At 65.3% G+C, this 25,198-nt stretch carries 23 protein-coding genes and 1 tRNA gene; 5 read left to right on the top strand and 19 right to left on the bottom strand.

The window, feature by feature from the left end; all coding sequences use genetic code 11:
- Together Q1J79_RS16410 and Q1J79_RS16415 are read right to left on the bottom strand one after the other, a co-directional pair.
- On the bottom strand, window positions 1-748 hold a 748-nt coding region (locus tag Q1J79_RS16410; protein WP_300302485.1), incomplete at its 3' end, for an aspartate/glutamate racemase family protein.
- Between the two features lie 139 nt (window positions 749-887).
- Window positions 888-964: transfer RNA gene (locus tag Q1J79_RS16415), tRNA-His, on the bottom strand.
- 163 nt (window positions 965-1,127) lie between these two features.
- On the opposite strand from Q1J79_RS16415, the gene Q1J79_RS16420 reads away from it, so the two are divergent.
- Window positions 1,128-1,628 (top strand): hypothetical protein, encoded by a 501-nt coding sequence (locus tag Q1J79_RS16420; protein WP_300302487.1) that lies wholly within the window; start codon window positions 1,128-1,130, stop codon window positions 1,626-1,628.
- A 4-nt stretch (window positions 1,629-1,632) separates the two neighbouring features.
- Here Q1J79_RS16420 and Q1J79_RS16425 read toward each other — a convergent pair whose 3' ends face one another.
- The 12 genes from Q1J79_RS16425 to Q1J79_RS16480 form a co-directional block, all read right to left on the bottom strand.
- Complete coding sequence (locus Q1J79_RS16425) at window positions 1,633-2,436, bottom strand: hypothetical protein (protein WP_300302489.1); 804 nt, start codon at window positions 2,434-2,436, stop codon at window positions 1,633-1,635.
- Between the two features lie 3 nt (window positions 2,437-2,439).
- Entirely contained in the window at window positions 2,440-4,164 is a 1,725-nt protein-coding gene (locus tag Q1J79_RS16430) for a hydantoinase B/oxoprolinase family protein (RefSeq protein ID WP_300302490.1), read from the bottom strand.
- A gap of 9 nt (window positions 4,165-4,173) precedes the next feature.
- On the bottom strand, window positions 4,174-6,216 hold the full coding sequence (locus Q1J79_RS16435; RefSeq protein WP_300302492.1) for a hydantoinase/oxoprolinase family protein: 2,043 nt from the start codon (window positions 6,214-6,216) through the stop codon (window positions 4,174-4,176).
- A gap of 10 nt (window positions 6,217-6,226) precedes the next feature.
- Complete coding sequence (locus Q1J79_RS16440) at window positions 6,227-6,928, bottom strand: ABC transporter ATP-binding protein (protein WP_300302494.1); 702 nt, start codon at window positions 6,926-6,928, stop codon at window positions 6,227-6,229.
- Window position 6,929: 1 nt separating this feature from the next.
- Entirely contained in the window at window positions 6,930-7,694 is a 765-nt protein-coding gene (locus tag Q1J79_RS16445; RefSeq protein WP_300302496.1) for an ABC transporter ATP-binding protein, read from the bottom strand.
- Entirely contained in the window at window positions 7,691-9,592 is a 1,902-nt protein-coding gene (locus Q1J79_RS16450) for an ABC transporter permease (RefSeq protein ID WP_367182997.1), read from the bottom strand. The genes Q1J79_RS16445 and Q1J79_RS16450 overlap by 4 nt, the downstream gene beginning before the upstream one ends.
- A gap of 87 nt (window positions 9,593-9,679) precedes the next feature.
- Window positions 9,680-10,891 (bottom strand): ABC transporter substrate-binding protein, encoded by a 1,212-nt coding sequence (locus tag Q1J79_RS16455; protein ID WP_300302498.1) that lies wholly within the window; start codon window positions 10,889-10,891, stop codon window positions 9,680-9,682.
- 51 nt (window positions 10,892-10,942) lie between these two features.
- Window positions 10,943-11,527, bottom strand: coding sequence for an amino acid synthesis family protein (locus Q1J79_RS16460; RefSeq protein ID WP_300302500.1), 585 nt, complete (start codon window positions 11,525-11,527; stop codon window positions 10,943-10,945).
- Window positions 11,528-11,530: 3 nt separating this feature from the next.
- Window positions 11,531-12,418: a UPF0280 family protein gene (locus Q1J79_RS16465; RefSeq protein WP_300302502.1), complete on the bottom strand. Its 888-nt coding sequence runs from the start codon at window positions 12,416-12,418 to the stop codon at window positions 11,531-11,533.
- A complete protein-coding gene (locus Q1J79_RS16470) occupies window positions 12,415-13,923 on the bottom strand; it encodes a 6-hydroxynicotinate reductase (RefSeq protein ID WP_300302504.1) in 1,509 nt (502 codons plus the stop codon). Before Q1J79_RS16470 ends, Q1J79_RS16465 begins: the two co-directional genes overlap by 4 nt.
- 16 nt (window positions 13,924-13,939) lie before the next feature.
- Complete coding sequence (locus Q1J79_RS16475; RefSeq protein WP_300302506.1) at window positions 13,940-16,666, bottom strand: molybdopterin cofactor-binding domain-containing protein; 2,727 nt, start codon at window positions 16,664-16,666, stop codon at window positions 13,940-13,942.
- A 6-nt stretch (window positions 16,667-16,672) separates the two neighbouring features.
- Window positions 16,673-17,521 (bottom strand): xanthine dehydrogenase family protein subunit M, encoded by an 849-nt coding sequence (locus tag Q1J79_RS16480; RefSeq protein ID WP_300302508.1) that lies wholly within the window; start codon window positions 17,519-17,521, stop codon window positions 16,673-16,675.
- Window positions 17,522-17,898: 377 nt separating this feature from the next.
- On the opposite strand from Q1J79_RS16480, the gene Q1J79_RS16485 reads away from it, so the two are divergent.
- Complete coding sequence (locus Q1J79_RS16485) at window positions 17,899-18,396, top strand: MarR family transcriptional regulator (RefSeq protein ID WP_300302510.1); 498 nt, start codon at window positions 17,899-17,901, stop codon at window positions 18,394-18,396.
- Window positions 18,393-19,271: a sterol desaturase family protein gene (locus Q1J79_RS16490; RefSeq protein ID WP_300302512.1), complete on the top strand. Its 879-nt coding sequence runs from the start codon at window positions 18,393-18,395 to the stop codon at window positions 19,269-19,271. The genes Q1J79_RS16485 and Q1J79_RS16490 overlap by 4 nt, the downstream gene beginning before the upstream one ends.
- A 7-nt stretch (window positions 19,272-19,278) precedes the next feature.
- Here Q1J79_RS16490 and Q1J79_RS16495 read toward each other — a convergent pair whose 3' ends face one another.
- The 4 genes from Q1J79_RS16495 to Q1J79_RS16510 all read right to left on the bottom strand — a co-directional run bounded on the left by Q1J79_RS16495 (window position 19,279) and on the right by Q1J79_RS16510 (window position 22,429).
- The gene (locus Q1J79_RS16495; protein ID WP_300302514.1) at window positions 19,279-19,737 is read right to left on the bottom strand and encodes a MarR family winged helix-turn-helix transcriptional regulator; all 459 of its coding nucleotides are present in this window, start codon (window positions 19,735-19,737) and stop codon (window positions 19,279-19,281) included.
- 107 nt (window positions 19,738-19,844) lie between these two features.
- The gene (locus Q1J79_RS16500) at window positions 19,845-20,405 is read right to left on the bottom strand and encodes a histidine phosphatase family protein (protein WP_300302516.1); all 561 of its coding nucleotides are present in this window, start codon (window positions 20,403-20,405) and stop codon (window positions 19,845-19,847) included.
- 9 nt (window positions 20,406-20,414) lie between these two features.
- Complete coding sequence (locus Q1J79_RS16505) at window positions 20,415-21,239, bottom strand: MBL fold metallo-hydrolase (protein ID WP_300302518.1); 825 nt, start codon at window positions 21,237-21,239, stop codon at window positions 20,415-20,417.
- A 20-nt stretch (window positions 21,240-21,259) separates the two neighbouring features.
- Window positions 21,260-22,429: a M20 aminoacylase family protein gene (locus tag Q1J79_RS16510; RefSeq protein ID WP_300302520.1), complete on the bottom strand. Its 1,170-nt coding sequence runs from the start codon at window positions 22,427-22,429 to the stop codon at window positions 21,260-21,262.
- Window positions 22,430-22,615: 186 nt separating this feature from the next.
- Between Q1J79_RS16510 and Q1J79_RS16515 the strand changes: the two genes are divergently transcribed.
- Both Q1J79_RS16515 and Q1J79_RS16520 read left to right on the top strand, forming a co-directional pair.
- On the top strand, window positions 22,616-24,229 hold the full coding sequence (locus tag Q1J79_RS16515; RefSeq protein ID WP_367182998.1) for a DEAD/DEAH box helicase: 1,614 nt from the start codon (window positions 22,616-22,618) through the stop codon (window positions 24,227-24,229).
- Window positions 24,230-24,307: 78 nt separating this feature from the next.
- A complete protein-coding gene (locus Q1J79_RS16520) occupies window positions 24,308-24,550 on the top strand; it encodes an Lrp/AsnC ligand binding domain-containing protein (RefSeq protein ID WP_300302524.1) in 243 nt (80 codons plus the stop codon).
- A 3-nt stretch (window positions 24,551-24,553) separates the two neighbouring features.
- Here Q1J79_RS16520 and Q1J79_RS16525 read toward each other — a convergent pair whose 3' ends face one another.
- Complete coding sequence (locus Q1J79_RS16525; RefSeq protein WP_300302526.1) at window positions 24,554-25,060, bottom strand: hypothetical protein; 507 nt, start codon at window positions 25,058-25,060, stop codon at window positions 24,554-24,556.
- Window positions 25,061-25,198: the final 138 nt, after the last annotated feature.

The raw sequence follows: 25,198 nt of genomic DNA on the forward strand, positions 1-25,198 counted from the left end.
CGGAAATCCGCGCCGCCAGCGCCGGCGAGAGATTGATGCTGGGCACGGCCGGCGGCAGGGCAAAGCTGCCGCTTTGCGCCTTGGCCAGATGCTCGGCCGCAACGGCTTCGGTCATGCGCACGGCGGCAATGGTGCTGTCGATCACCGGCACCGGTACCTGATCGCGGATCGCGGCAGCCAGGCCAGCCAGCCCCGCCCCGCCCAGAATCACATGATCGGCGCCGGCATCTGCGGCATCGCGGCAGGCCCGCGCCAGCAAAGCCATCGAACCTGCCGGATCGCGCGCGATGTCGCCCCCGGTCGGCGCCACGGTCTGCACGGCTGCCAGGCGATCGCTTAAACCCCGGCTGGCGACGAATTCACGCAACATCGCCCCCCAGCGTTCGCCGCCGGTGACGATGCCAAAACGGCGGCCCAGGCTGGCGGCAAGCTGGATCGAGGCGTCGGCCATGCCGATCACGGGCACGGGCGAAAGCTCGCGCAGGCCATCCAGCCCAGGATCACCGAAACAGGCCAGCAGCACGGCATCGAAGCCGCCGCCATTGCTGCCTGCCGTCGACTCGGCCCAGGCATCCAGCGCGGCATGGGCGGCGATGGCATAGGCACTGCGGGTGGCGACATAGGCAGCGCCGAAACGTCCGGTGGCGCCGACCAGCTCGGTACCCGGCGCCACGACCTGGCGGGCAACCGACAGTACCCTGTCGGTCATCGCCGCCGTGGTATTCGGGTTGATCAGCAGAAGCTTCATGCGTGGCTACTTCCCCTGGGGCAGGCCTGGAAACAAGGACCGGAGTCACAATGCAAGGCCAGTGCCAGAAGCAGCCATGCCCGGGCCCACGAAAAACGGCCGGCCAAGGGTTAACCCATTGACCGGCCGTCAGAATTCATGGGGCGAGAGAGGGGACTTGAACCCCCGACCCCCAGGGCCACAACCTGGTGCTCTAACCAACTGAGCTACCCCCGCCACAGGGCAGCCGCTTCTTAAACCGGGCACCTGCCCGGGTCAAGCTTTCCCGCGTGGCCCCATGCTGCCTGAAGGCTATGCAAATACTAATCTGGCGTGTCCGGACTTTAGCCGCTATTTCAGCATCTTGTACGGAATTTCCCACTCCGCTAAACACATAGGCATGACCAGTTTCTGGCTCATCATGGGGGCCCTGCTGATCGGCGTGCCCGGCGCCACCTTCATTGTGCTGCAGATGATCGCGCAGCATAAGAAGCAGATTTATGCCTATGAGTGGAGTTCCCAGGAGGTGATCCGTCGGGGTCAGCGCCTGGACGAACTGGAAAAAATGAGCCGCGGCGCGCAGCATAAGATCGCCGAGCTGACCAAGCAGAAATTCGAACTGGAAGCCGAGATCGTCAAGCTGGAAAAACTGGCCAGCAAGGCGGTGGCCGCCGAAGCGAATGTGAAGACCTTCAGCATCGGCATCTACAATTCCGAAGTGCGCCGCGCCCATATGATGGGCGAGAAACATCGCCAGCTCGACGACAAGTGGGGCGAGATAAACTACGTCGAACTGCAGGCGACCAACGACGACGAAGTGCGCCGCACCATCATGCGCAAATTCCCGCCCGAGCGTGGCTTCGTCATCGAATCCGTGCAGGAAGTGAAAAAAAGCGGCTGAAGACTCAGCGGCCGCTTCCTGCGCCATCCCAGCGGCTCGCCTGCACCGTAATATCCAGACTGGTTTCGTTGTCGATCTCACCGCGCGGCGCCACGGGCCAGCGCCATTCGCGTTGCGGCGTGGGCAGGCTCAGCCCCAGCAGCGCGTTTTCGCTCATCACCGTTTCGCCGGCGCGGCTGCGCCAGATGCGGCGCGCATCCGCCACCAGTCCGACCGGGCAGGACATGCCCTGCAAGGCGTCGAGATGCATCTGCAGGATGGCGCGGCCGAAACTCTCGGCGCCAACGCGACTGACGCCATGCTTCTGCACATATTCCATCGGCAGCAACGGCAGCTGCGACAGCAGGTTGAGCGACAGAACGCAATCCGGCGGCACGCTGTCGAGTTCGGCCAATGCCCGCATCGACGGGATCGGCAGCGGCAGGCCGGCGCGCCATTCGGCCAGCGGCGCAACCATGCCAGTAACATCGGCCTGGCGCAGTTCGACATTGGGGAATTGCTTCGCCCGGCGCCGCGCGCTTGCCAGCCAGACGATATCGAAAATCACCACGCGCTTGAACAGCGCGCTGAGCTCGGCCAGCGGCAGATCGGCCAGCGTGCCGCCACCCAGCAGCCACGCTGTGTCTCGGTGGCGGCAAGCCTGGGCTATCGACAGGGCAAACTCGCGGGTCTGCTGCTCATGCCCGGCCCAGGCCCTGTGGCAGCGCCGTCGCCGCGACCATAGCGAAACCGCCGCTTTTGCATAACCCAGCCGCCGCGCCGCCGGATCGGCCTGGATGCCGGCCCAGGCGACAAGTTCGACCAGCATCGACTATTCGGCCGCTGACCTGGCCGGCGGGGTGACCCCGAAGCGTTCGGCGATCTGCTGCGGCGTGTAATAGCCACGTTCGATATCGCGAGCAATCTCGGCCGGATCGCGCTTGGCCGGATCGCCATAGCCACCACCACCCGGCGTCGAAACGCGCAGGCGGTCGCCGACCTTGATCTCGATATCCTGGTCCTTGGAGAGATGCGGCGGCACATAGGTGCGGGTGCCATCGGCCTGAACGGTCTCGATCGCCACCGTATTGAGGCCGCCATCCTCGCCGCCCAGCACCCCGCGCGGACCCGTGCGGCCATGATCCATCACCATGGATGCCCGGGCCTCGCCCCGCCGCAGCCGGATCGTGTAGTTCACGCCGAAGCCGCCCCGATGTTCGCCGGCGCCGCCCGAGCCCTCATGCAGTGAGTATTCCTCGAACAGCACGGGGTAATACTGCTCCATCACCTCGATCGGCGTGGTCTTGGAAATACCGATGGTCGAGCAGCCGTTGCTGATGCCGTCGCCGCCATACCAGCCACCATAACCGCCGCCCGAGATCACATACATCACGTAACTGCGGTCGCGCTTGGGGTCATAACCACCGAGCGCCAGGTTGCCCGAAGTGCCGGCGGGCGCAGCGAACAGCCGGTCCGGCATCGCCTGCACCAGCGCGTTGAACACGGCTTCGGCGATACGCTGGCTGACTTCAGCGGCGCAACCCGAGACCGGGCGCGGATATTTGGCATACAGGAAGGTGCCGTGCGGGTCCTTGATCTTCAGCGGCTCGAAAGTGCCGGCATTGATCGGCACGTCGGGGAAGATGTGTTTCACGGCCAGGTAGATCGAGGAATAGGTGGTGGCGATCACGCTGTTCATCGGGCCACGGCATGGTGGGCTGGAGCCCGTCATGTCGAAATGCAGCTCCTCGCCCGTCTTGTTCACCTGCATTTTGATCAGCAGCGGCTCGTCCACCACGCCATCGGAATCGACCACTGCCTCGCCATGATAGACGCCATCCGGGATGGTGCGGATACGGGCGCGCATCTGCTGAGCCGCGCGCTGCTTCAGTTCGCCGATCGCCTGCTTGACCACATCGGCGCCGTAGCGGTCGAGTAAAGCCGACAGGCGCTTCTCGCCGATGGCCAAAGCTGCCGCCTGGGCCTTGATGTCGCCAATGCGCTGGTCGGCGATACGGATATTGCTGAGGATGATGGAGAGGATTTCCTCGTCCAGCACGCCTTCCTTGTACAGCTTCACCGGCGGCAGGCGCAGGCCTTCCTGCTCCACCTCGGTGGCATTGGCCGAGAAACCACCCGGCACCATGCCGCCGATATCCGGCCAGTGGCCGGTATTGGACAGCCAGGCGAACAGCCTGCCCTTGTAGAAGAACGGCTTGACGAAACGCACATCCATCAGATGCGTGCCGCCCAGATAGGGATCGTTGACGATGTAGACATCGCCGGGCTTGGGCGCCAGCAGCGGCGTGTTGCGCGCCCGCTCGATCACCGCCTGCGTCGAGAACTGCATGGTGCCGACGAAAACCGGCAGGCCAAGCTCGCCCTGGGCGATCAGTTCGCCGGTCTCGCCGTCATAGATACCGTCGGAGCGGTCGAGCGCTTCCGAGATCACCGGCGAAAAGGCGGCGCGGCAGAAAGCTAGGTCCATCTCGTTGCAGACCTGCTGCAGGCCGTTCTGGATGACGACGAGGGTTACCGGATCAATCGGCTTGGCCATAATCCACCTCTACTCTGCGCTGACGGCAACGATCAGGTTGCCCAGGCTGTCGACATGCACGTGGTTGCCCGGCTCGATCACCACCGTGGTATCGAGCTGCTCCAGGATGGCCGGGCCGGCGAAATCGGCCCCGCGTGGCAGCCGCTCGCGGTCATAGACCGGCGTATCCTGCCAGCCGCCGGCATCATACCAGACTTTGCGGCTGCCCTTCCTGGCGCCGGCGACATCCTTGGCCGGCTCGGCGGCCAGCAGGCGGTCGAGCGATAATTGCGGCCGACGGCCGATCACGGCGGTATGAAGATTGACTAGCACGGCGCGGATTTCCGGCAGCTCGACTTCAAACCGCTGCCAGTAGGCCTCCTCGAAGGCTTTCTGCAAAGCCTCACGCGTGATGCCCTTGTCGGGCACGGCCACAGTGAGCAGATGGCTCTGGCCCTGGAACTGCATGTCGGCGGAGTGCAGCACCTGCACCTCTTCCACCTTCACGCCGTCGCGCTCCAGCGTCGCCCTGCCCTCGGCGACCTGGCCATCCAGAACCTCGGCCACCAGCCCGTCCGGCAGCACGCCCAGCGGCTTGTTCACCGTGCGCACGTAATCATGGCGCAAGTCGGCCACCACGCAGCCCAGTGCATTGGTGATGCCCGGGCGCGCCGGGATCAGCAGCTTCGGGATGCCCAGTTCGCGCGCCAGCGCCGCCGCATGCAGCGGCCCGGCGCCGCCGAAGGCAAACAGCGCGAAATCGCGCGGGTCATGACCACGGCTGAGCGAGACCATGCGAATGGCGCCGGCCATCTTGTCATTGGCGATGCGCAGGATCGCGGCGGCAGCATCGTCGGTACTCAGACCCAGCGGCTTGCCGACCTCGCGGTCGATGGCATCCTTCACATCCTGCAGCGATACCTTGTTGTCGACCGACAGCAGGCCATCGGGATTGAGCCGGCCGAGCGCCAGGTTGGCATCGGTGATGGTCGGCCTCGTGCCGCCACGGCCATAGCAGATCGGGCCGGGCCGCGCGCCGGCGCTTTCCGGCCCGACCTGCAGCATGCCAGCCTCGTTGATGAAGGCGATCGAGCCGCCGCCAGCGCCGATGGTATGCACGTCCACCATGGGCACGTGGATCGGCATGGCGTATTCGATCTCAAGCTCGGATGAGACCTGCGGCACGCCATCCTGGATCAGGCCCACGTCAGACGACGTACCGCCCATGTCGTAGGTAATCACGTTGGGCAGGCCGGCGGCGCGCGCGGTATAGGCCGCCGCCATCACGCCCGAGGCCGGGCCGGACATCACCGTATTCACCGCGGCCTCGGCCACGATTCCGGCAGCGATGGTCCCGCCGTTGCCCTGCATCACCAGCAGGTCGCGCCCAAAACCCTTGCCCTTCAGCTCGCCATTCAGTCGTTCGATATAGCGGTGCAGCACCGGCTGCACGGAAGCATTGACGCAGGCGGTGGTGCCGCGTTCGTATTCGCGGTATTCCGACAACAGCTGATGGCCTGCGGTGATGTAGCCGTTCGGCCAGACCTCGGCGGCGATCTCCAGCGCGCGCTTTTCATGCGCCGGATTGATGTAGCTGTGCAGGAAATGGATCACCAAAGCCTCGCAGCCGGCTTTTTTCAGCTGCCCGGCGGCTTCACGCACGGCGGCTTCATCCAGCGGCACGACCACGTCGCCATCGGCATCCATGCGCTCGGGCACTTCCAGGCGCCACTGGCGCGGCACCAGCGGCTCGAAACCGCCGGTCAGGCCATAGGCCTGCGGCCGGGTGCGGCGGCCAAGCTCAAGGCTGTCGCGGAAGCCCTTCGTGGTGATAAGGCCCACGCGGGCCACCTTGCGCTCCAGCAGGGCGTTGGTGGTGGTGGTGGTGCCATGCACGATGGTATCGGCCTGGGGCAGCGCGATGCCGCCCTTTTCCAAAGCGCTGAGCACGCCAAAAGCCTGGTTGTCCAGGGTGGTGGGCACTTTCGCCAGCGCAACGGCACCCAGCGACGGCTCGATCCCGATCAGATCGGTGAACGTACCGCCGACATCGATCCCGACAATCCAACCCATAACGCTGTCCTCACACCGAAAGATACTGTTCACGCACCGCCGCATTGGCCGCCAATTCGGCCATGGTGCCGGAATAGCGGATGCGGCCCTTCTCGATGATGTAGGCGCGATCAGCCACCATCTGGGCGAAATGCAGGTTCTGCTCCGACAGCAGCACGCACAGCCCTTCGTCTTTCAGCTGCAGGATGGTTTTCGCCATCTGCTCGACGATCACCGGCGCCAGGCCTTCCGACGGCTCGTCCAGCAGGATCAGGCGCGGATTGCCCATCAGCGTGCGGGCGATGGTCAGCATCTGCTGCTCACCGCCCGACATGCGGCCGCCGGGGCGGTCCTTCATGCGGCCGAGATTGGGAAACAGCTCGAACAGCCGTTCCGGCGTCCAGGTCGGCGCGCCGTCGCGCGGCGGCTGTTTGCCGACCGCCAGATTCTCCATCACCGTCAGATCGGTGAAGATGCGACGCTCCTCCGGCACATAGCCAAGGCCGAGCCGGGCGATGTGATGCGAGGCCATGCGGTCGATCCGCGTACCATCGAAGGTCATCGCGCCGCTCTGCGCCGGCACCATGCCGATCACCGATTTCATCGTGGTCGATTTGCCAGCGCCGTTGCGGCCCAGCAGCACCACCACCTCGCCCGGATTGGCCTGCAACGCCAGGTCGGCCAGGATATGGGCGCGGCCGTAATAGGTGTTGAGCCCTTCGATTGTCAGCATCTCAGTGGCCCTCCCCGGCGAATACGGCGCCCGATCCCAGATACACCGCCTGCACCTCCGGATTGGCCCGCACCTCGTCAGGACTGCCTTCCGCGATCAGCCGGCCGCGATTGAGCACGATGATGCGGTCGGCCTGGGCGAAAACCACGTCCATGTCATGCTCGGTGAACAACACGGCGATATCATCCTGCCGCGCCAGTTTCGCCGTCAGGTCCATCAGGGCGATGCGTTCGGTCGGCGCCATGCCGGCGGTCGGCTCGTCCATCAGCAGCAATTTCGGCTGGTTGGCCAGCGCGATGGCCAGTTCGACGCGCTTGAGATCGCCATAGGCCAGGATGCCGCAGGGCCGCTCGCTCTGGTCGGCCATGCCGACGCGGTCCAGCAAAGCCATCGCCTCGTCGCGATACAGCGCATTGGCCGGGCGCCAGAACGACATCAGGCCATTATGGAACGACAGCAGCGCCATCTGGATATTTTCGCGCACCGTCATCGAATTGAAGGTGGCGGTGATCTGGAAGGTGCGACCGACGCCCAGGCGCCAGATCTGCCGCGGCGCCAGGCCGAGCAGGCTGCGGCCCAGCAGGGTCACCACGCCGGTATCGGGCCTGAGCTGGCCATTCAGCATGTTGAAGCAGGTGCTCTTGCCGGCGCCATTGGGACCGATCAGGGCCAGCAGCTCGCCGGCGGCGACCTGGAAGTTCACATCCTGCACCGCCTGCACGCCGCCGAAGGATTTGTGCAGGCCTTTCACCGAGAGAACGGTCATCGCACGACCTCCCGCTCCCGCGCGCTGGTAAATCGGGCCGTCGCCTGCTTGAGGAAACCGGCGATGCCCTGCGGGAAGGCCAGCACGATCACCAGGATGGCGAGGCCGAGGATGGCGCGCCAGTATTCGGTGTTGCGGGCGATGGAATCCTGCAGCCAGGTGAAGACCGCAGCGCCCGCCACCGGGCCGGTCAGGGTCTGCACGCCGCCGAGCAGCACCATCACCAGGCCGTCGACCGAGCGCGACACCGCCAGCGTCTCGGGCGAAATGCTGCCTTTCGAGAAGGCGAACAGGCCGCCAGCCAGGCCGGCGAAGACACCCGCCAGAATGAACCCGTACCACTGGAAGCGCCGCACATCGATGCCGATGGCATCGGCGCGCAGGGCGGAATCGCGACCCGCCCGCAGCACATAGCCAAACGGGGCATGCACCACGCGCCAGAGGAAGATGATGCTGGCGGCGCAAAGCGCCAGGGTGAAGAGATAGAAAGCCGTGCGGTCTTTCAGCCATTCGCTGGGCCACAGGCCGACCAGGCCGTTGGAGCCGCCTGTGAAGGCATCCCACTGGTAGATCACCGACCAGGAAATCTGGGCGAAGGCCAGGGTGAGCATGGCAAGATAGACGCCGCTCAGGCGCACGCAGAACCAGCCGAAGACCAGCGCGCCAAGACCGGAGGCCAATGGCGCCGCCAGCAGGGCCAGCTCCATCGGCAGCTTCAGCTTCAAGAGCGCCAGCGCCGCGCCGTAACAGCCGAGGCCGAAATACGCGGCATGGCCGAACGAGACCATGCCGGATGGCCCCATCAGGAAATGCAAGGTCGCGGCAAAGACCGAGAAAACGGCAATGTCGATCAGCAGCACCAGCAGGTAATCGTCGCCGCCCAGCGGCATCAGCGCCAGCAGGGCGACCAGGCCGACCACGGCGATCCAGAACGGCCGGGTCAGCGGATAGAGCGGCGGCTCCACCGTGGCCGCGCCGCGCTGGGCGCCCTGCAGCTTGCCGAGCAGGCCGAGCGGTCGCACCACCAGCACGATGGCCATGATGACGAATTCGACCACCAGGGTGAATTTGGTGAAGGATAAAGTGGCGCCGAAGATCGAAACGTCGCCGATGCCGATGCAGAAGGCTTTTGCCTGGGCAATCAGCAGCGCGGCGAGGAAAGCGCCGCCGATCGAGCCCATGCCGCCAACCACGACAACGACGAAAGCGTCGGAAATCACGGTGATGTCGAGCATCAGCTGGGCCGGCTCACGCGGGATCTGCACCGCGCCGCCCAGACCGGCCAGGAAGGCGCCGAGGAAGAAGACGCTCGTGAACAGGCCGCTCTGGTTGACCCCGAGCGCGCCGACCATCTCGCGATCCTGCGTCGCGGCGCGCACCAGGGTGCCCCAGCGGGTGCGATTCAGCAGCAGCCAGAGCAGGCCAAGCACCAGCGGACCGATCGCGATCAGCACAAGGTCATATTGCGGGAAGCGCTTGCCCATGATCTCGACGGCGCCGCGCAGGCCGGCGGCGCGCGGCCCGACCAGGTCCTCTGCGCCCCAGAAGTAGAGCGCGGCATCCTTGATCACCAGCACCAGCGCGAAGGTCGCCAGCAGCTGGAACAGTTCCGGCGCGCGGTAGATCCGGCGCAGCACCAGCACCTCGATCACCACGCCGATCAGGCCGACGGCGATCGCCGCGCCCAGCACGCCGCCCCAGAAACCGAAGATCGAGGAGCGGCCGAAGAATTCGATCAGGCTGTAAGCCAGGTAGACGCCCAGCATATACAGCGAGCCATGGGCGAAATTCACGATCCGGCTGACGCCGAAGATGATCGAGAGCCCGGCGGCCACCAGGAACAGCGACGAAGCGCCGGCGAGGCCGTTCATGAACTGGATGACGATATTGGCAAGCAAGGCCGCGACCCGAGGAAAGAAGGAAGGGAAGAAATGCCCCCTGCCCGACGGCCGCGCGGCCATGGGCAGGGGGCGGGCTTGTATGGCTTACTGAGCCGGACGCATCTTGGCGACGTCGGCATCCGACGGCAGGAACTTGGCGCCGTCCGCATAATACCAGTCGGTCATGATGCCCTTGCCGTCCTTCAGTCCGATCTTGCCGACATAGGCACCCATGGTCGACTGATTGTCCTGCGGGCGGTAAGTGATGTTGCCCAGCGGGGTCGAGTGGGTCAGGCCCTTCATCGCCGCCACCAGTTTCTCGGTGTCGAGCGTGCCGGCTTTCTTGATCACGGCCGCCGCGCTCTGCACCATCGAATAGCCGACAATGGAGCCAAGGCGCGGATAGTCGTTGAACTTCTTCTGGTAGGCATCGGCAAACGCCTTATGCTCCGGCGTAGTGATGGCATACCAGGGATAACCAGTAACCCACCAGCCGACCGGCGCCTCGTCCTTCAGCGGATCGAGGTATTCCGGCTCGCCGGCCAGCAGGTTGAACACCGGCATGTTCTTGAACAGGTCGCGGGTCTGGCCCTCGCGCACGAACTTGGCTAGGTCGGCGCCGAACAGCGAGGAGAAGATCGCATCCGGCTTGGCGGCGGCGATCGCGTCGGCGACGGCGCCGGCCTCGATCTTGCCAAGCGGCGGCGCCTGCTCGATCACGAATTCGACATCCGGTTGCACTTCCTTCATCAGCTTCTTGAAGGCGGCGGTGGCCGACTGGCCGTATTCATAATTCGGATAGACGATGGCCCAGCGCTTTTTCTTCAGCTTGGCCGCTTCCGGCACCAGCATCGCCGTCTGCATGTAGGTCGAGGCGCGCAGGCGGAAGGTATACTTGTTGCCCTGGTCCCAGACGATCTTGTCGGTCAGCGGCTCGGCGGCGATGAACAGCGTCTTCTTCTCCTTGGCGAAGCTGGCGACCGCCAGGCCGACATGGGAGGGGAAGGTGCCGATCAGGAAAGAGACTTTTTCGCGGGTCACCAGTTCCTCGGCGATACGCACGGCATCGCCAGGATTGCCATTATCGTCGCGACTGACGATCTCCAGCTTCTTGCCCAGCAGGCCGCCACTGGCGTTGATCTGCTCGACGGCCAGTTCCCAGCCCTTCTTGTAGGGCTCGAGGAAGGCGGCGAAGTTCTTGTAGGAATTCATCTCGCCAAGCTTGATGGTGTCCTGCGCCTGCGCGCCGCTCCCCATCAGTCCGGCCACTGCGATACCGAACGCTGCACTCCACTTCAACCATGTCCTGCGGTTCATGTAATCCCCTCCTGTTTGTAGTGTTGATCCTCAACGCGTAACGCTAATTCCCTATCTCTGGCCGTCTTCGCCCTTGATCTCGTGGGCCTGCAGGCCGCCGACGCGGGCATGCACGCGTCCGCCCGTGCTCATGGCCAGAATGAACGCGATCTCGTTGTCGCGCGGCCCGTCGGGCGCGCAGAATTCAATGGCATCGAAATGGCTGCGCACATAGGCGGCGTTGATGTGATGCAGCGGAATGTCGATGCGGCTGCCCACGCCGGCCAGCTTGGTGGCCGAGGGCACGATGGCCTTCGCATTGCCCAGCACGTCGCGCATGGAGTGGCCGCCGGCGACATGCCACAGCGCGCCATGCTCCAGTTCGCCGCCGGCGCCGACGATGGCGCCCTTCCCATAAGCCTCGATGTCCTTCGGGTTGCCACCAAGCGCCGCCACCAGGCGCTTCGCCAGCTCGACTCCGACCGGCTTCAGCGCGTCCATCATCGGAATAATGTCATCGACGTAGCGGCCGGCATAGGGATTCTTGACCAGCGCGCCGATCACGCCACGGCGCGGCGGCCGGGCCGCCTTCGGGCCGCCATCGTGAAAAATCTCGTCAGTGATGCAGACGATCCTGCGGACCTCGACCGATACCATGCCCTACCCCATTGCCTTTCGTTCACTGGCCAGCAGCGTTTCGCCGCCGGTGCTGCGATGCTCGCCCTGCAGCGAGAGGAATGCCGCGTGAATCAGCCCGGCGCGGCGCAGATCCTGCGCGCGGCGCAGACCCGCCGACAAGGCTTCCTCTACGGCAAATAACGGCAGTGTACCTACGTTCGCGGTCACCGGGATATCGCCCAGGTCAGACTCGTCGCGCAGCCTGCACGCCGGCCGGCGCTCAATGGCAGGATGATCGATATTCACTGCATTCGCCACCATCGTCGCGGCTGCATCCGCCATTGCCGCATTCGTCGCCAGAATGGTCACCGCATCGGCAATGCCGCGCGAGAACGAACGCCCGCGCCAACCGGAAGTAGCGATCCCGCGCGAAGGGTGTTCCGATGAGAGTGTCGCAACCGCATCCAGATGCGGCAGATCGGGATTGCACACCACTGCGGCGCGCAGCGACTCAGCCGGCGCCAGATGAAAAGCGATGTCGCCACCGTTGTTCACATAAGCCCTGGCCAGTGTCGTGTCGCACAGCATGGCCTGCAGGATTTCATCGGCCACCGAGCCGGCCACGGCGGCCATCGGCGTGATGTAGACATCGCGATAGGGCCAGCAGGCCGCCGCCATGCGCCGCGCCACCGGGCCGCGCAGCAGCGGATGCGCCTCGCCCAGCGGCCGGCGCAGGTCGCTCAGCTCGCTGACCAGCACGGTGAGGATATCCTGGAATCGCGCAACCGCCTGCTCATAGGCGCGCTGCATGTCGGCAGTCGGCCCGAAAGCCTCGACGATCAGGTCGATCGGACCATGCTGCAGATGCAGGCGGCGCGAGGAGAGATCGCGGCCGTTGAGCCAGGCGGCGGTGGGCGGCTGGCCGATCACGGCTGTTCCTCGGCGGTCGGCCGGGTGATCGGCCAGGGATTGTCATCGCGCCAGGCCAGCTTGCTGAGACGTTCGCCCTGCAGCACGTCATTGAGCTGCACGACATAATCCATATGACCGCCCAGCGCGGCATAATCGTCACGCCGCATGGTGAACTCGATTGGCGCCACCAGGGCCGGCGTCGGCACATAGCCGAAGGAATTGTCCGGCATGCGCGCCACATCGACCATGTAGGTGATGCCGCCGCCCGGCCAGACATAGACCGGCGCGCCGCCCGAGGTGACGCGGGTCAGGCGATCTTTCACCGACAGCGTCAGGCGGACCGGATTCTCCGTCACGCCCGCGCGCAGGCTGCCGCCGGCACCGGCCATGAACAGTACGGTGCACAGCGAGGGCTCGCAATTCTCGGCGATGCGCTCGACCACCTTGGTGATCGGCGCCGGCATCGCGGCCGGCCGCGGCTTGAGCTGGTCGTCCAGCACATACCAGGCGCTGTGTTCGCCTGTGGTCGAGACCATCAGCAGCCGCATGCCCGGCCAGGCCGTCTTCGGATCGATGCTCTCGATGATCTCGAGCGGATCGGAGACATTGGTGCCGCCCCAGCCCAGGCCCGGATCGGCCACCTGGAAATAACGGCCCGGCGTGGATTTGCGGCCGCGCACGCGGATGCCCGACAGTTTCATGTCGAGGAAACGGCCGGCCTGGTGCTCGGTCAGCACGCCGGTGATATGGTCGTCCACCACGATCACCTCGTCGGCATGCTCCAACCACTGCTTGGCGAAGATGCCGATCGTGGCCGAACCGCAGCCAACCCGCATACGGGCTTCCGGTTTTCCATTCACCACCGGCGGCCTGTCGGCCTGGATGACGACTTCAGCGCCGCCATCGATCTGCACGGTGACCGCCTGTTTGTTGCAGAGCGCCAACAGCGCGTCGCAGGTGACGGTGCCTTCCTTTTTGCTGCCGCCGGTCAGGTGGTGCACGCCCCCGAGCGAGAGCATCTGCGAGCCGTATTCGGTGGTGGTGACGTGGCCGATCGCCTCGCCATTCACCCGCACGGATGCCTGCTCGGCGCCGAGGTAACGATCGGTGTCGATCTTCACCTTCACGCCGCAATAGCTGAAGATGCCTTCGGTCACCACGGTCACCATGTCGACGCCGTCATGCTGCGAGGCGACGATGAAGGGGGCCGGCTTGTAATCGGGGTAGGTGGTGCCGGCGCCAACGCCGGTGACGAAGGTGGCGGCTTTCAGGGCTTCGGGTGGCGGCGCCGCGACCGAGCCGTTCCAGCCTTCGCTGCCCGACAGGAAGGGCGTGATGCTGCCGCCCTGGGCAATGGCGCGCTCGGTGACGATCAGCGGATCGACGCGGGTCAGCACGCCGGCGACATTGGCATAGCGGTCGCAGGCGCCGGCCTTGCCCGGGCGGATGCGGCACAATACCGGACAGGCATCGCAGCGGACGACGTCGTCCTTGACGGCTTCGGCGGTGGCAACGGCGGTCATGGCTGCCCTCCTCCCCTTATTCTGCCGCCTGCGGCAGGTTTTTCAGCGCCGCATGCAAGCGATGTGGCAGCACCGGCACCTCGGTGACGCGCACGCCGGTGGCATGGCGGATCGCGCCCAGGATAGCCGGGGCGGTGGCGACCAGGCCGGGTTCACCGACGCCTTTGGCACCGAAGGGGCCGAGCGGCTCGGCATCCTCGATCATCAGCACCTCGATCTCCGGCACGTCGCCCACGGTGGGGATCAGGTAATCATGCAGGTTCTCGGTGCGTCCGGGCAGGTATTCCTCCATCAGCGCCAGGCCCAACCCCTGCGCGATGCCGCCATGGATCTGGCCTTCGACCTGGACCGGATTCACAGCCTTGCCGACATCATGCGCGGCGATGATCTTTTGCACCTTCACGGTGCCAAGCTCGGTATCGACCTCGACCAGCGCCATCTGCGCGGCGAAGCCATAGGTCGCATAAGGCACGCCCTGGCCGTTTTCATCCAGCATGGTGGTCGGCGGGTCGAAGCGGCCCTCGCCCAGCAGCACGTCGCCATCGTCGCTCAGGCGCGGCAGGGCGGCCAGGTCAACGCGGCGCACCACGCCGCCATCCTCCACGCTCAGCGCGCCGGCCTCGAATTTCAGCGTGGCATTGTCGCCGGCATTGGCCAGCCGCAGGATCTGGCCACGCAGGTCGCGCGCCGCCAGTTCGACCGCCTTGCCCGACACGAAGGTCTGGCGCGAGGCCGAGGTCTTGCCGGCATCCAGCGTGCGGTCGGTATCGCCCATCACGTAGTCGATGCGGTCCATGGTCACGCCCAGCGCATCGGCCAGAATCTGCACGAAGATAGTGTTCGAGCCCTGCCCGATATCGACCGCGCCGTTATAGAAGAACACGCGGCCATCGGCGCGCAGGGCGACGCGCATGGTGGACGGATTCGAGATCGAGGTGTTGCCCAGGCCATACCACATGCAGCCGATGCCGACGCCGCGCCGCACGCCCTTGCGGCGGGCATTGAAGGCCTCGGCCTCGGCTTTCAGGGCCTGCCATTGCGGGCGCAGCGCGTCGATGCAGGCGGCCAGGCCGGCCGAATGCTCCAGCCGGTGGCTGGTCGCGGTCAGGTCGCCGGCGCGCAGGGCATTGCGATGGCGGATTTCCAGCCGGTCGATCTTCAGCCGCTCGGCCAGATCGTCCATCAGGGTTTCATGGGCGATGGCGGCCTGCGGCACGCCGAAGCCGCGGAAGGCGCCGGCGGGCGGCGCATTGGTGAACAGCGCGCAACTGCGGTTCTTCACATGCGGCACCAGATACGGGCCGCTGGCATGCACCGGCACGCGGTTGGCCACGGTGGGGCCCCAGCTGGCATAGGCGCCGGTGTCGAAATCGGCATGGGTTTCAACGGCCACCAGTTTGCCGTCCTGCGCCGCGCCGAACTTGGCCTTGATGCGCGCCGGATGCCGCTTGGTGCTGGAGGCCATGCTTTCCGGCCGCGTGTAGACGCAGGCCACCGGCCGATGCAGGTTCCACGCCGCCAGCGCGATCAGCGGCTGCACGGAAACGTCCAGCTTGCCGCCGAAACCGCCGCCGCAGGCGGTCGGCACGATGCGCACGCGATCAGGCGGCAGCTGCATCACGCTCGCCACTTCGTCGCGATCCATGTAGGGCGCCTGGGTGGAGGCATGAATCTCGATGCGGTCGCCGACGCGGATGGCCCAGCCGGCTTCCGGCTCGATATAGGCATGCTCGACGAAGCTGGTCCGGAACTGGCCTTCCACAACGGCGGCGGCCTGGGCAAAACCCAGCTCGACATCGCCCTTGGTGACATTGCCGCGGATCAGCACGTTGCCCGGCTTGTCGGCCTGCACCAGCCTGGCATCCGGCGCGGCGGCAGCGATCACGCCGCTGACCGGTTCTTCGGGCGCATAGGTGATCGGCAGCTCGTCCGGCCGCACGGCTTCGACAACCTCGCGCGGACCCACCAGCGCCACCACCGCCTCGCCCTTGTAACGCACCAGGCCATCGGCTAGCACCGGCTGGTCCTTGGCCTCGAAAATGGCAAAGCCGTTGCGCGGCACGTCGGCCGCCGTGAACACGCGCTCCAGGCCGTATTTGCCGATCACGCCGGAGAAATCGCCCAGCGTGAAGGTGGCGCGGGCATGCGGGCTGCGGATCACGCGCAGCCACAGGGCATCAGCCGGAATGTAGTCGGCGCCGTATTTCTCGGTGCCTTCCACCTTGGCCTGGCCATCGACCTTCATGCTGCGGGCGCCCACCGCGCCGCCCAGCCGGGGCTGCGGCGGCAAGTCCGGCGTGCGCGTGGCATCCAGCACCGCCTCGACGATCTTGCGATAGCCGGTGCAGCGGCACAGCACGCCGCCAATGGCATCCATTACCTGCTGTTCGCTGGGCCGCGCCGTCTCGGCCAGCAGATCGGTCGCCGCCATCAGCATGCCGGGCGTGCAGATGCCGCATTGCGCCGCGCCATGTTTCAGGAATGCGCGCTGCAGGCGCGACAGGCTGCCATGGGCCTTCAGGCCTTCGACCGTCACGACCGGCTGTCCCGCGGCCTGCCCAACCGGGGTGAGGCAGGAGCAGACCTGCCTGCCATTCATCATCACCGTGCAGGCGCCGCAATCGCCGGCATTGCAGCCGACTTTCGTGCCGGTCAGGCCCAGGTCATCACGCAGCACGTCGCTCAGCCGCTTGGCCGGAGAACCGTGATAGGTATGCTGTTTGCCGTTGACGATCAGACGCATCGGACCTCAGTTCCCCTTCTGCTTGCCGAGCGCGGTGAGCGCGCGACGCACCAGCACTATCGCCGCCTCGCGGCGATAGGCGGCGCTGGCGCGGATGTCGTCGATCGGCGCCAGCATGTCGAAATGTTCGGGCTTCACCCGGTTGGCCAGCGCCGCATTCAGCCGGCGGCCAATCAGTTCGGATTCAAGATACGGCAGCCGCTGCGCCACCGCCGAGCAGGCGCCGACCGCCACGCTGGCCGCCGACACCACATTGCCTTCGGTTTCCAGCACCACGGCGACCATGGCGATCGAAATCACCAGGTATTCGCGGGCGCCGAGTTTCAGGAAAACGCTCTGGGCATCCTTTTTCGGCCGCGGCACCAGCACGGCGGCCACCAGCTCGCCGGGCTTCAGCACGGTGCGGCGGTTGCCGGTGATGAACTCGCCCAGCGGCAATTCGCGGCGCCCGGCGCGGCCGTGGATTTCCACCTTGGCCCGCATCGCCAGCAACGGCGGCACGCTGTCGGCCGCCGGCGATGCATTGCACAGATTGCCGGCCAGGGTGCCGGCATTCTGGATCTGCACGCCGCCAATCAGGCGCGCGGCACGGCGCAGGGCATCGAAAACCGGCGGCAGATCGGCATGGGCGATCTCGCTCCAGGTGGTGGTGGCGCCGAGGCGCCAGCCATCCTCGGTTTCGCGGATGCCGCGCAGGTCGGGGATGCCGGTGACGTCCAGCACATCCTCGTCCAGCGCGCGGCCGACCCGGGCGGGATAGAAATCGGTGCCGCCGGCCAGAATCACCGGCCCGGCCGCATTTATACTGGCGGCGCTCAGATGATCGAGCGCTTCATCGAGACTCGTCGGACGCACATACGACGCCATTGGACTTGGGGCCTCCCCGCTGGCATCTGCCGCGTTGTCCGCCCTGCACGGACAACATCATTCGTGTGCATATGATGCTGCGATGCTGCCTCAAAAGAGTCAACGTCAAAATTTCAGCAGACGCTGCCTGCAAATGCGGCAGTGCAACATAAGCCAAGTCGCCGCACGTTCATGCCACTTCTGCATGTTCCATCCGGCAAAGCGACGGCCTTCAGGCTCAAGGCTGGTTTTCAGATGAAGGGGCAACGCCGGTCTGATGCGCCTATGTCGCGACTAGCATCGAATATTTCGCTTGAGGCGGCCTCAATACTACGCTATGCGTATTATATTGACACGCATAGCGTAGTATTAACGGCGACAATCCGATGAATGATATCGACACCGATGAAGCGACACTGATCCTGCGGGGCGTGCTTGCCCTGGCCCGCCGCATGCGTACAGAGCGGCCGGATGATGCAATGAGTCCGGCATCGGTCGCCCTGCTGGGTGCGCTCTATCGCCTGGGCCCCGTCCCCGCGGTGCAACTGGCTGCCGAACTGCATTTGCAGCCGCAATCGCTCACGCGTCTGCTGGACACCCTTGAACATCACGACCTGATCGCCCGCAAGCCGGGGACACATGACCGCCGGGAACGCGTGATCACCCTCACCCGACGCGGTCGCGGTGCTTTTATGGCCGACATGCGTGACCGGCGGCAGTGGCTCAAAACCGCCATGGCCGCCACATTGACCGGCCGCGAACGGACGGTACTGGCGGAGGCCGCGCAGGCCATGCTCAAGCTGGCGAAGCATGACGCGGCCGGATCTGGATCAGAAACAGCCGATTCTCCGACACGGCGCCGCGCCCTGGAGGCAATCGCATGAGCAGCATAGTTGCCATGATCTCGCTGGGGCTGCTGGTCGGACTCGGCCTCGTCGAGTTCTTCTGGATCAGGCTGGTCCGGCGGAACGGTTACCCCTGGGCCGACGTCGCCGCCTCGATCGGGATCAAGATCGGGCGACGCTTGGTCAAGCTGGCGACGGCCGGCCTGGTGGCGCCGGTCTATTTCTGGGCCTGGGACCATCGGCTGTGGCAAATCCCGCTGAAAAGCGCCCTGGGCTGGGCGGCCGCCTTCCTGCTTGTCGAGTTCGCCTATTACTGGCAGCACCGGATGCATCACGAGGTGCGCTGGATGTGGGCCGCGCACCGCACACACCACTCGACCAACTGGTTCAATATTCTGGCGACGTCCCGCACGTCCGTGACCGGCCTGATCAGCGGCGACTGGCTGTTCTACCTGCCGCTGGCCTGGCTCGGCGTCCATCCGCTCGCCATCTTCCTGCTGATCGCGATCAACCTGACCTACCAGATCTGGCTGCATACGGAATTGGTCCCGAAGCTCGGCCCGCTTGAATGGGTGCTGAACACGCCATCGCATCATCGCGTCCACCATGCCGTGAACCCGCGCTATCTCGATACCAACTATGGCGGCGTGCTGATTGTCTTCGACCGACTGTTCGGCAGTTTTGCCGAAGAGCGGGCAGACGATCCCTGTCGCTATGGGCTGGTCAAACCAGAGAGCAGCTATAATCCTTTTGTCATCGTCTTCCGCGAATATGCTGCCATCGCCCGCGACTTGGCCCGGGCGGGCAGCCTGCGCGACATCGCCGGCTACATGTTCGGGCCACCCGGCTGGGCGCCCGATGGTACGGGAGCGACCAGCAAGCGCATCCGCGCCGGCATCGACCCCGCCATCTGAAAAGCTTTTATGTGATGCGCTTGAGCAGCGCGAGGAACTGCTGCTGCTCGGCCGGCGACAGCGGATCGAGCGTCGCCTTGCTCACTTTCGGACCATTGGTCAGCAGGCGTCCGACCAGTTCGCGGCCGCCCGCCGTCAGGCTGAGGCAGCGGCGACGCTTGTCGTTCTTGTCAGGACGATGGGAGATCAGCTTGCGGCCGGTCAGCCGGCGGATCACGCCCTGGATGGTTGCTGGGTCCATCGCGGTGAGGCGGCCGAGATGGTTCTGCGACAACTCGCCCATCTCATACAGCTTCACCAGCGCGGCATATTGGGTCGGCGTCACCTGCGCGTCACCGATCATGGCGATGAACAAGGCCGTATGCCGCTGATGCGCCCGCCGGATCAGGTGGCCGACCTGGTCTTCCAGCACATACCCATCGGGCATGCTCGACGGATCGGTCTTGATCTCGGGTTTCACATTCATCCTGGGGCTGTTCCTCGACACCCGGTCTTCGCTACCGGGCAAGTCCAGTCTAACCGGGGCAAACCGTTCCGGCCAAGTTATTCCAAGGGCGAAACCTGCCGGCGCGGTTACAGGACCTTGGTGGCGGCTTCCGGCCCGCGCGACAGCAGATTCAGGCCCCGCGACGTGCTTTCGACCACGGTGCAGGAGCAGAAATCGGGATGCGATGTCACCATGCGATCGTCATTCAGAGCTGCGCTGAGCGCCGCATTGATCACCATGAAATGGGTGAATACGATCGTGTCGCTACGACAGGATTTCAGCATGCCGATCAGGCCTTCGCGCCAGGCCCGGATGATCGGCGGCTGGGCGGGATAACGCTGGCCGGCCAGTTGCTGCAGCCAGGGGCCACGCGCCTTGATGCCCTGCTGCGCGATCTCGGGCGGGGTCGGAATTTCGCTGAAAGCGGCGCTCACCTCGGGAATCACGCCCCAGCGGTTGGCCAGCGGCAGCGCGGTTTCGCGGGCGCGTTCCATCGGCGAGGTATAGATCGGTATCGGGCCCAGCCCTTCCAGCTGCAATGCCAGATCGACCGCCGCCTCCTTGCCCTCATCCGAGAGACTCGGATCGGGATCCTCGTCGAACCGCGCGGCCGCCTTGGCGTGACGCACCAGATAGAGCCGTGCCATGTTTCCCCCTTACAGTAAATTAACGCGCATGTTTTCCCGCGCCACCAGTGCCCCGGACCAGAGTTGCCGTGCCTCAGCCTCCAGGGCCTCCATGAATAGATCCTCATGATCGGGATCATGATGGAAAATCGCAAGGGTCTTGGCATTGGCGGCGCGACAGAGCCGCACGCCCTCCTGCCAGGTCGAATGCCCCCAGCCGACATGGTCTTCGAATTCCCTGTCGGTATAGGTGCAGTCGTAGATCACCAGATCGGCCCCCTCGATCAGGGCCAGGATATTCTGGTCCGGCTTGCCCGGCACATGCTCGGTATCCGTGACATAGCAGGCTGCCTTGCCGCCATATTCAAAGCGATAGGCCGTCGCCCCGTCGGGATGGTTCAGCGGCGTGGTGCGCACCCTGATCTTGCCATCGAGGCTGAAGCTGTCGCCGGCCCTGAAATCGACGTTGTCGATGGTTGCCCCCATCTTTTCCAGCGGTACCGGAAAGAATGGCTGCGCCATCTGCGAGGCCAGCACCTTGCCGATGCCGCCCTGGTCGATCAGGTGGCCGGCATGGATGGTGAAATGACGGTCGGACTTGAAGGCCGGCGAGAAGAACGGAAAGCCGTTGATATGGTCCCAATGCGTATGCGACAGGAAAATGTCGCCATGCATCACATTGCGGCGCAGCAGCCAGTGGCCAAGGTTGCGGATGCCGGTGCCGGCGTCGAGGATGATGTGGCGCGGGCCGATCTTGAGCTCGACGCAGGATGTGTTGCCGCCGAAACCGATATGGCGCGGGGATGGCGTCGCGATACTGCCGCGGACGCCCCAGAACTTCACCTTGAAGCTCATCGCCCCGCCCCGTTCCCGTGCTAGCCGGCCGGCAGGATGGTTTCAACCAGCCTAGACCAGTAGCTGGCGCCGATCGGCAGCACATCGTCGTTGAAGTCATAGCGCGGGTTGTGAACCATGCAGCTGCCCTCGCCGGCGCCGTTGCCGATCCAGACATAGGAGCCCGGCTTCTCGCGCAGCATCCAGGCGAAATCTTCCGCGCCCATGCTGGGATTGACGTTGCGCAGCACATTCTCGCCACCCACGACGGCCGCAGCCGCCGCGGCGGCCAGCTCGGTCTCGTCGGCGGTATTGATGGTGGGCGGGTAGCGGCGCTGGTAATCCAGCTTGGCGCTGGCGCCATGGGCGGCAGCAATCCCGGTGACGATCTGGTTCATGCGCGCCTCGATCATGTCCTGCACTTCGGGCAGGAAGGCGCGCGTGGTGCCGGCGATCATCACGTCTTCTGGAATCACGTTGGTGGTATGGCCGCCCTGGATCTGGCAGCAGCTCACCACCGCGCATTGCAGCGGATCGACGTTGCGAGCCACGATGCTCTGCAGCGCCAGCACGATCTCGGAGGCGATCACCACCGGATCGATGCCACGATGCGGATAGGCGCCATGGGCGCCGACGCCCTTGATCCTGATCCAGAACATATCGGCCGACGCCATCATCGGGCCTGTGCGCACGGCGAACTTGCCTACGTCGATCCCCGGCATGTTGTGCATGCCGAACACGGACTCGCACGGGAACTTGGTGAACAGGCCGTCATCGACCATCACCTTGCCGCCGGCGACATTCTCCTCGGCCGGCTGGAAGATGAAATGCACGGTGCCGTCGAAACTCTTCGCCTTGGCCAGATACTGCGCGGCGCCGAGCAGCATGGTGGTGTGGCCGTCATGGCCGCAGCCATGCATCTTGCCCTCATGGCGGGACTTGTGACCGAACTCGTTCATCTCGACCAGGTCGAGCGCGTCCATGTCGGCGCGCAGGCCGATGGCGCGGTTGCCCTTGCCGGCCTTCAGCGTGGCGACCACGCCGGTCTTGGCCAGGCCGCGATGCACCGGCAGGCCAAAGGATTCCAGGGTTTTGGCGACGAAATCGGAGGTGCGGTGCTCCTCGAAGGCGGTTTCGGGATGCATATGCAGATCACGCCGCCAGGCGGTCAGTTGATCCTTGTTGGCGACGATCTCGTCGATCAGCTTCATAGGGGCTCTCCGGCTACGGAAAAAATCTCGAAATGCACGATAACCGATTGATTTTGCTGTTTCTAGCCGCTGAGTTTGGCATTGACTCAGGGGGGACGCTGTGGTCTTGTCCGCCGGCGGACGGTGCGCATCTGTGCTGACGCCGTCAAGACATTACGGAAATCCATGGAATTTGCTGATTTAGGCTTGAGCGAGCCGGTTCTCAAGGCTGTCGCCGAAGCCGGTTACACGACCCCCACCCCGATCCAGGCACAGGCGATTCCGATCGTGCTGATGGGCCGTGACGTGCTTGGCACGGCGCAGACCGGCACCGGCAAGACCGCCGGCTTCACCCTGCCGCTGATCGACATCCTGGCCGGTGGCCGGGCCCGCGCGCGCATGCCGCGCGCCCTGATCCTGGAGCCGACCCGCGAGCTGGCCGACCAGGTCGCCCACAGCTTCGACAGATACGGCAAGAATTCGCCGCTTTCGATGGCGCTGCTGATCGGCGGCGTGAACTACACCGAGCAGGAAAAGCTGCTCGATCGCGGCGTCGACGTGCTGATCGCCACCCCGGGCCGCCTGATCGACCATTTCGAACGCGGCAAGGTCATGCTGACCGGCGTGCAGATTTTCGTCATCGACGAAGCCGACCGCATGCTCGACATGGGCTTCATGCCCGACATCGAGCGCATCGGCAAGATGCTGCCGCCGCTGCGCCAGACCCTGTTTTTCTCGGCCACCATGGCGCCAGACATGCGCAAGCTGGCCGACAAGTTCCTCAGCAACCCGAAGGAAATCGAGGTTGCCCGTCAGGCCACCACGGCGGAATCGATCTCGCAGTTCCAGATCCACGTGCCGCACCGCCTGAAGCGCGAAGCCCTGCGCACCCTGCTGCGCAACGAGGAAGTCAAGAACGCCATCATCTTCTGCAATCGCAAGCGCGACGTGGATATCCTGGCGAAATCCCTGGCCCGCCACGGCTTCGATGCCCAGCCGCTGCATGGCGACATGGACCAGTCGGTGCGCACCGCGACGCTGGAGAAATTCAAGAAGGGCGAAATCGGCCTGCTGGTTGCCTCGGATGTCGCCGCGCGCGGCCTCGACGTGCAGGGCCTGACCCATGTGTTCAATTTCGATGTGCCGACCCATCCGGAGGATTACGTCCACCGCATCGGCCGCACCGGTCGCGCCGGCATGGACGGCCGCGCCTTCACCCTGGTGGGCGGCGAGGATGGCAAATACATCTCGGCGATCACCCGGCTGATCCAGCGCGACATCCCGGTGATGGAGCTGCATGGCTTTGCCCCTGAAGAGGGCGAGGCCGGCGAAGAGCGCAGCGAGCGTGACCGCGACGACCGCAAGGGCGAACGCAAGGGCCGCGGTCGTGGCGGCCGCAGCCGGGACCGCGAAGGCGACCGCAGCCGCAGCCGGGATCGCACGCGCGAGCCGCGCGCCGGCGACGCCTCGATGCAGCCGCAGCCCGCCTTTGTCGAGCCGTCAGGCGAGCAATCCGGCGAACCGCGCGCCGTTGCCGCCGAGGGGCATGAAGAACGCAAGCCGCGGCAGCGCGGCCCGCGCCGCGACAAGCCGCGCCAGGACAAGCCGCGCGAGGACAGGCCGCGCGCCGATCAGCAGGCCCGGTCGGAACAGCCCCGCGCCGAGCAGTCCCAGGCCGAGCAGCCCCGCGAACCGCGCCGCGACAGGAGCGATCGGGACCGCAATCGCCGCGACCAGCGCGAGGACCGTGAGCCGCCGGTGATCGGCATGGGCGACCATGTGCCCGATTTCCTGCTGCGTCCCAGCCGCCGGGCTTCCTGACCCGATTGGCTTCCCGCCAATTGGCTTCCAGCGTGGAGTTGGCTACAGTCCGCGGCAGCAAAGCGAACGGAGCCGGCGATGCAGACGATTTTCGTGATGGTGAAATGCGAGCTGGGCCGCGCCTATGACGTGGCGGTGAAGGCGGTCGAGGAAATCGAGCAGGTTTCCGAAGTGCATTCCATCTCGGGCCAGTACGACCTGATGATGAAATGCTACCTGCCTGACGGCCAGGATATCGGCCATTTCGTCGTCAACAAGCTGCAGACGATCACCGGCGTGAAGGACACCTTCACGCTCATTACGTTCAAGGCGTTCAGTTAAAACCTAGCGCCGCGCGCCGTTCGCGCGTGCCGGCGCCACGCCGCTGCCGGCGGCGGGCGACACCGTCATGTCGACCTTCGAGCCGTACAGCGTGGAGCGCTGGATCAGGATCGAGGCGACGCGGTCGCCGCCGCCCGACAGATAGGTGAGCAGGCTGGTTTCCGCCCGCACCACGGCCACCTCCGACCAGCCGTGATTGATCATTTCGCGCCGCACGAAATCGAACATGTCGTCGGCCGAGGAGTTCACGCTGTAGGACAGGCGGCCGATCCAGCGGTCGCCCTCGCCCAGGATGATGGTGCGGTTGGCATCCAGCGAATAGCCATCGGGCAGGGCCACGCCGGAAATCTGCGGTGGCGGACCGCCGCGGGCGCCGGGATCGTTACCGCCGCCACCGCCCGCGGCGGCACCGCCGATCCCCATGCTTTGACAGCCGGCCAGCGCCACGCAGATCGCAAGAGTCAGCAATCCCTTCTGAATCAGGCCGTTCTGCAGGCGCGCAAACTGCATTGTCTTTCAAAACTCCCCCGGCGAATCGCGTGGAATCTGTTTACCATACTTTGCCCGGGCAAGTCGCCTTTACGATCCCGGCTGCAAGCAGCCCGTGTCCGCCTGACCGGCCGGTCGAGCCGACCTTGCCCAATCCGG

Origin of the sequence: Ferrovibrio sp. (assembly GCF_029255545.1) — a bacterium.
Classification (GTDB): Bacteria; Pseudomonadota; Alphaproteobacteria; order Ferrovibrionales; family Ferrovibrionaceae; genus Ferrovibrio.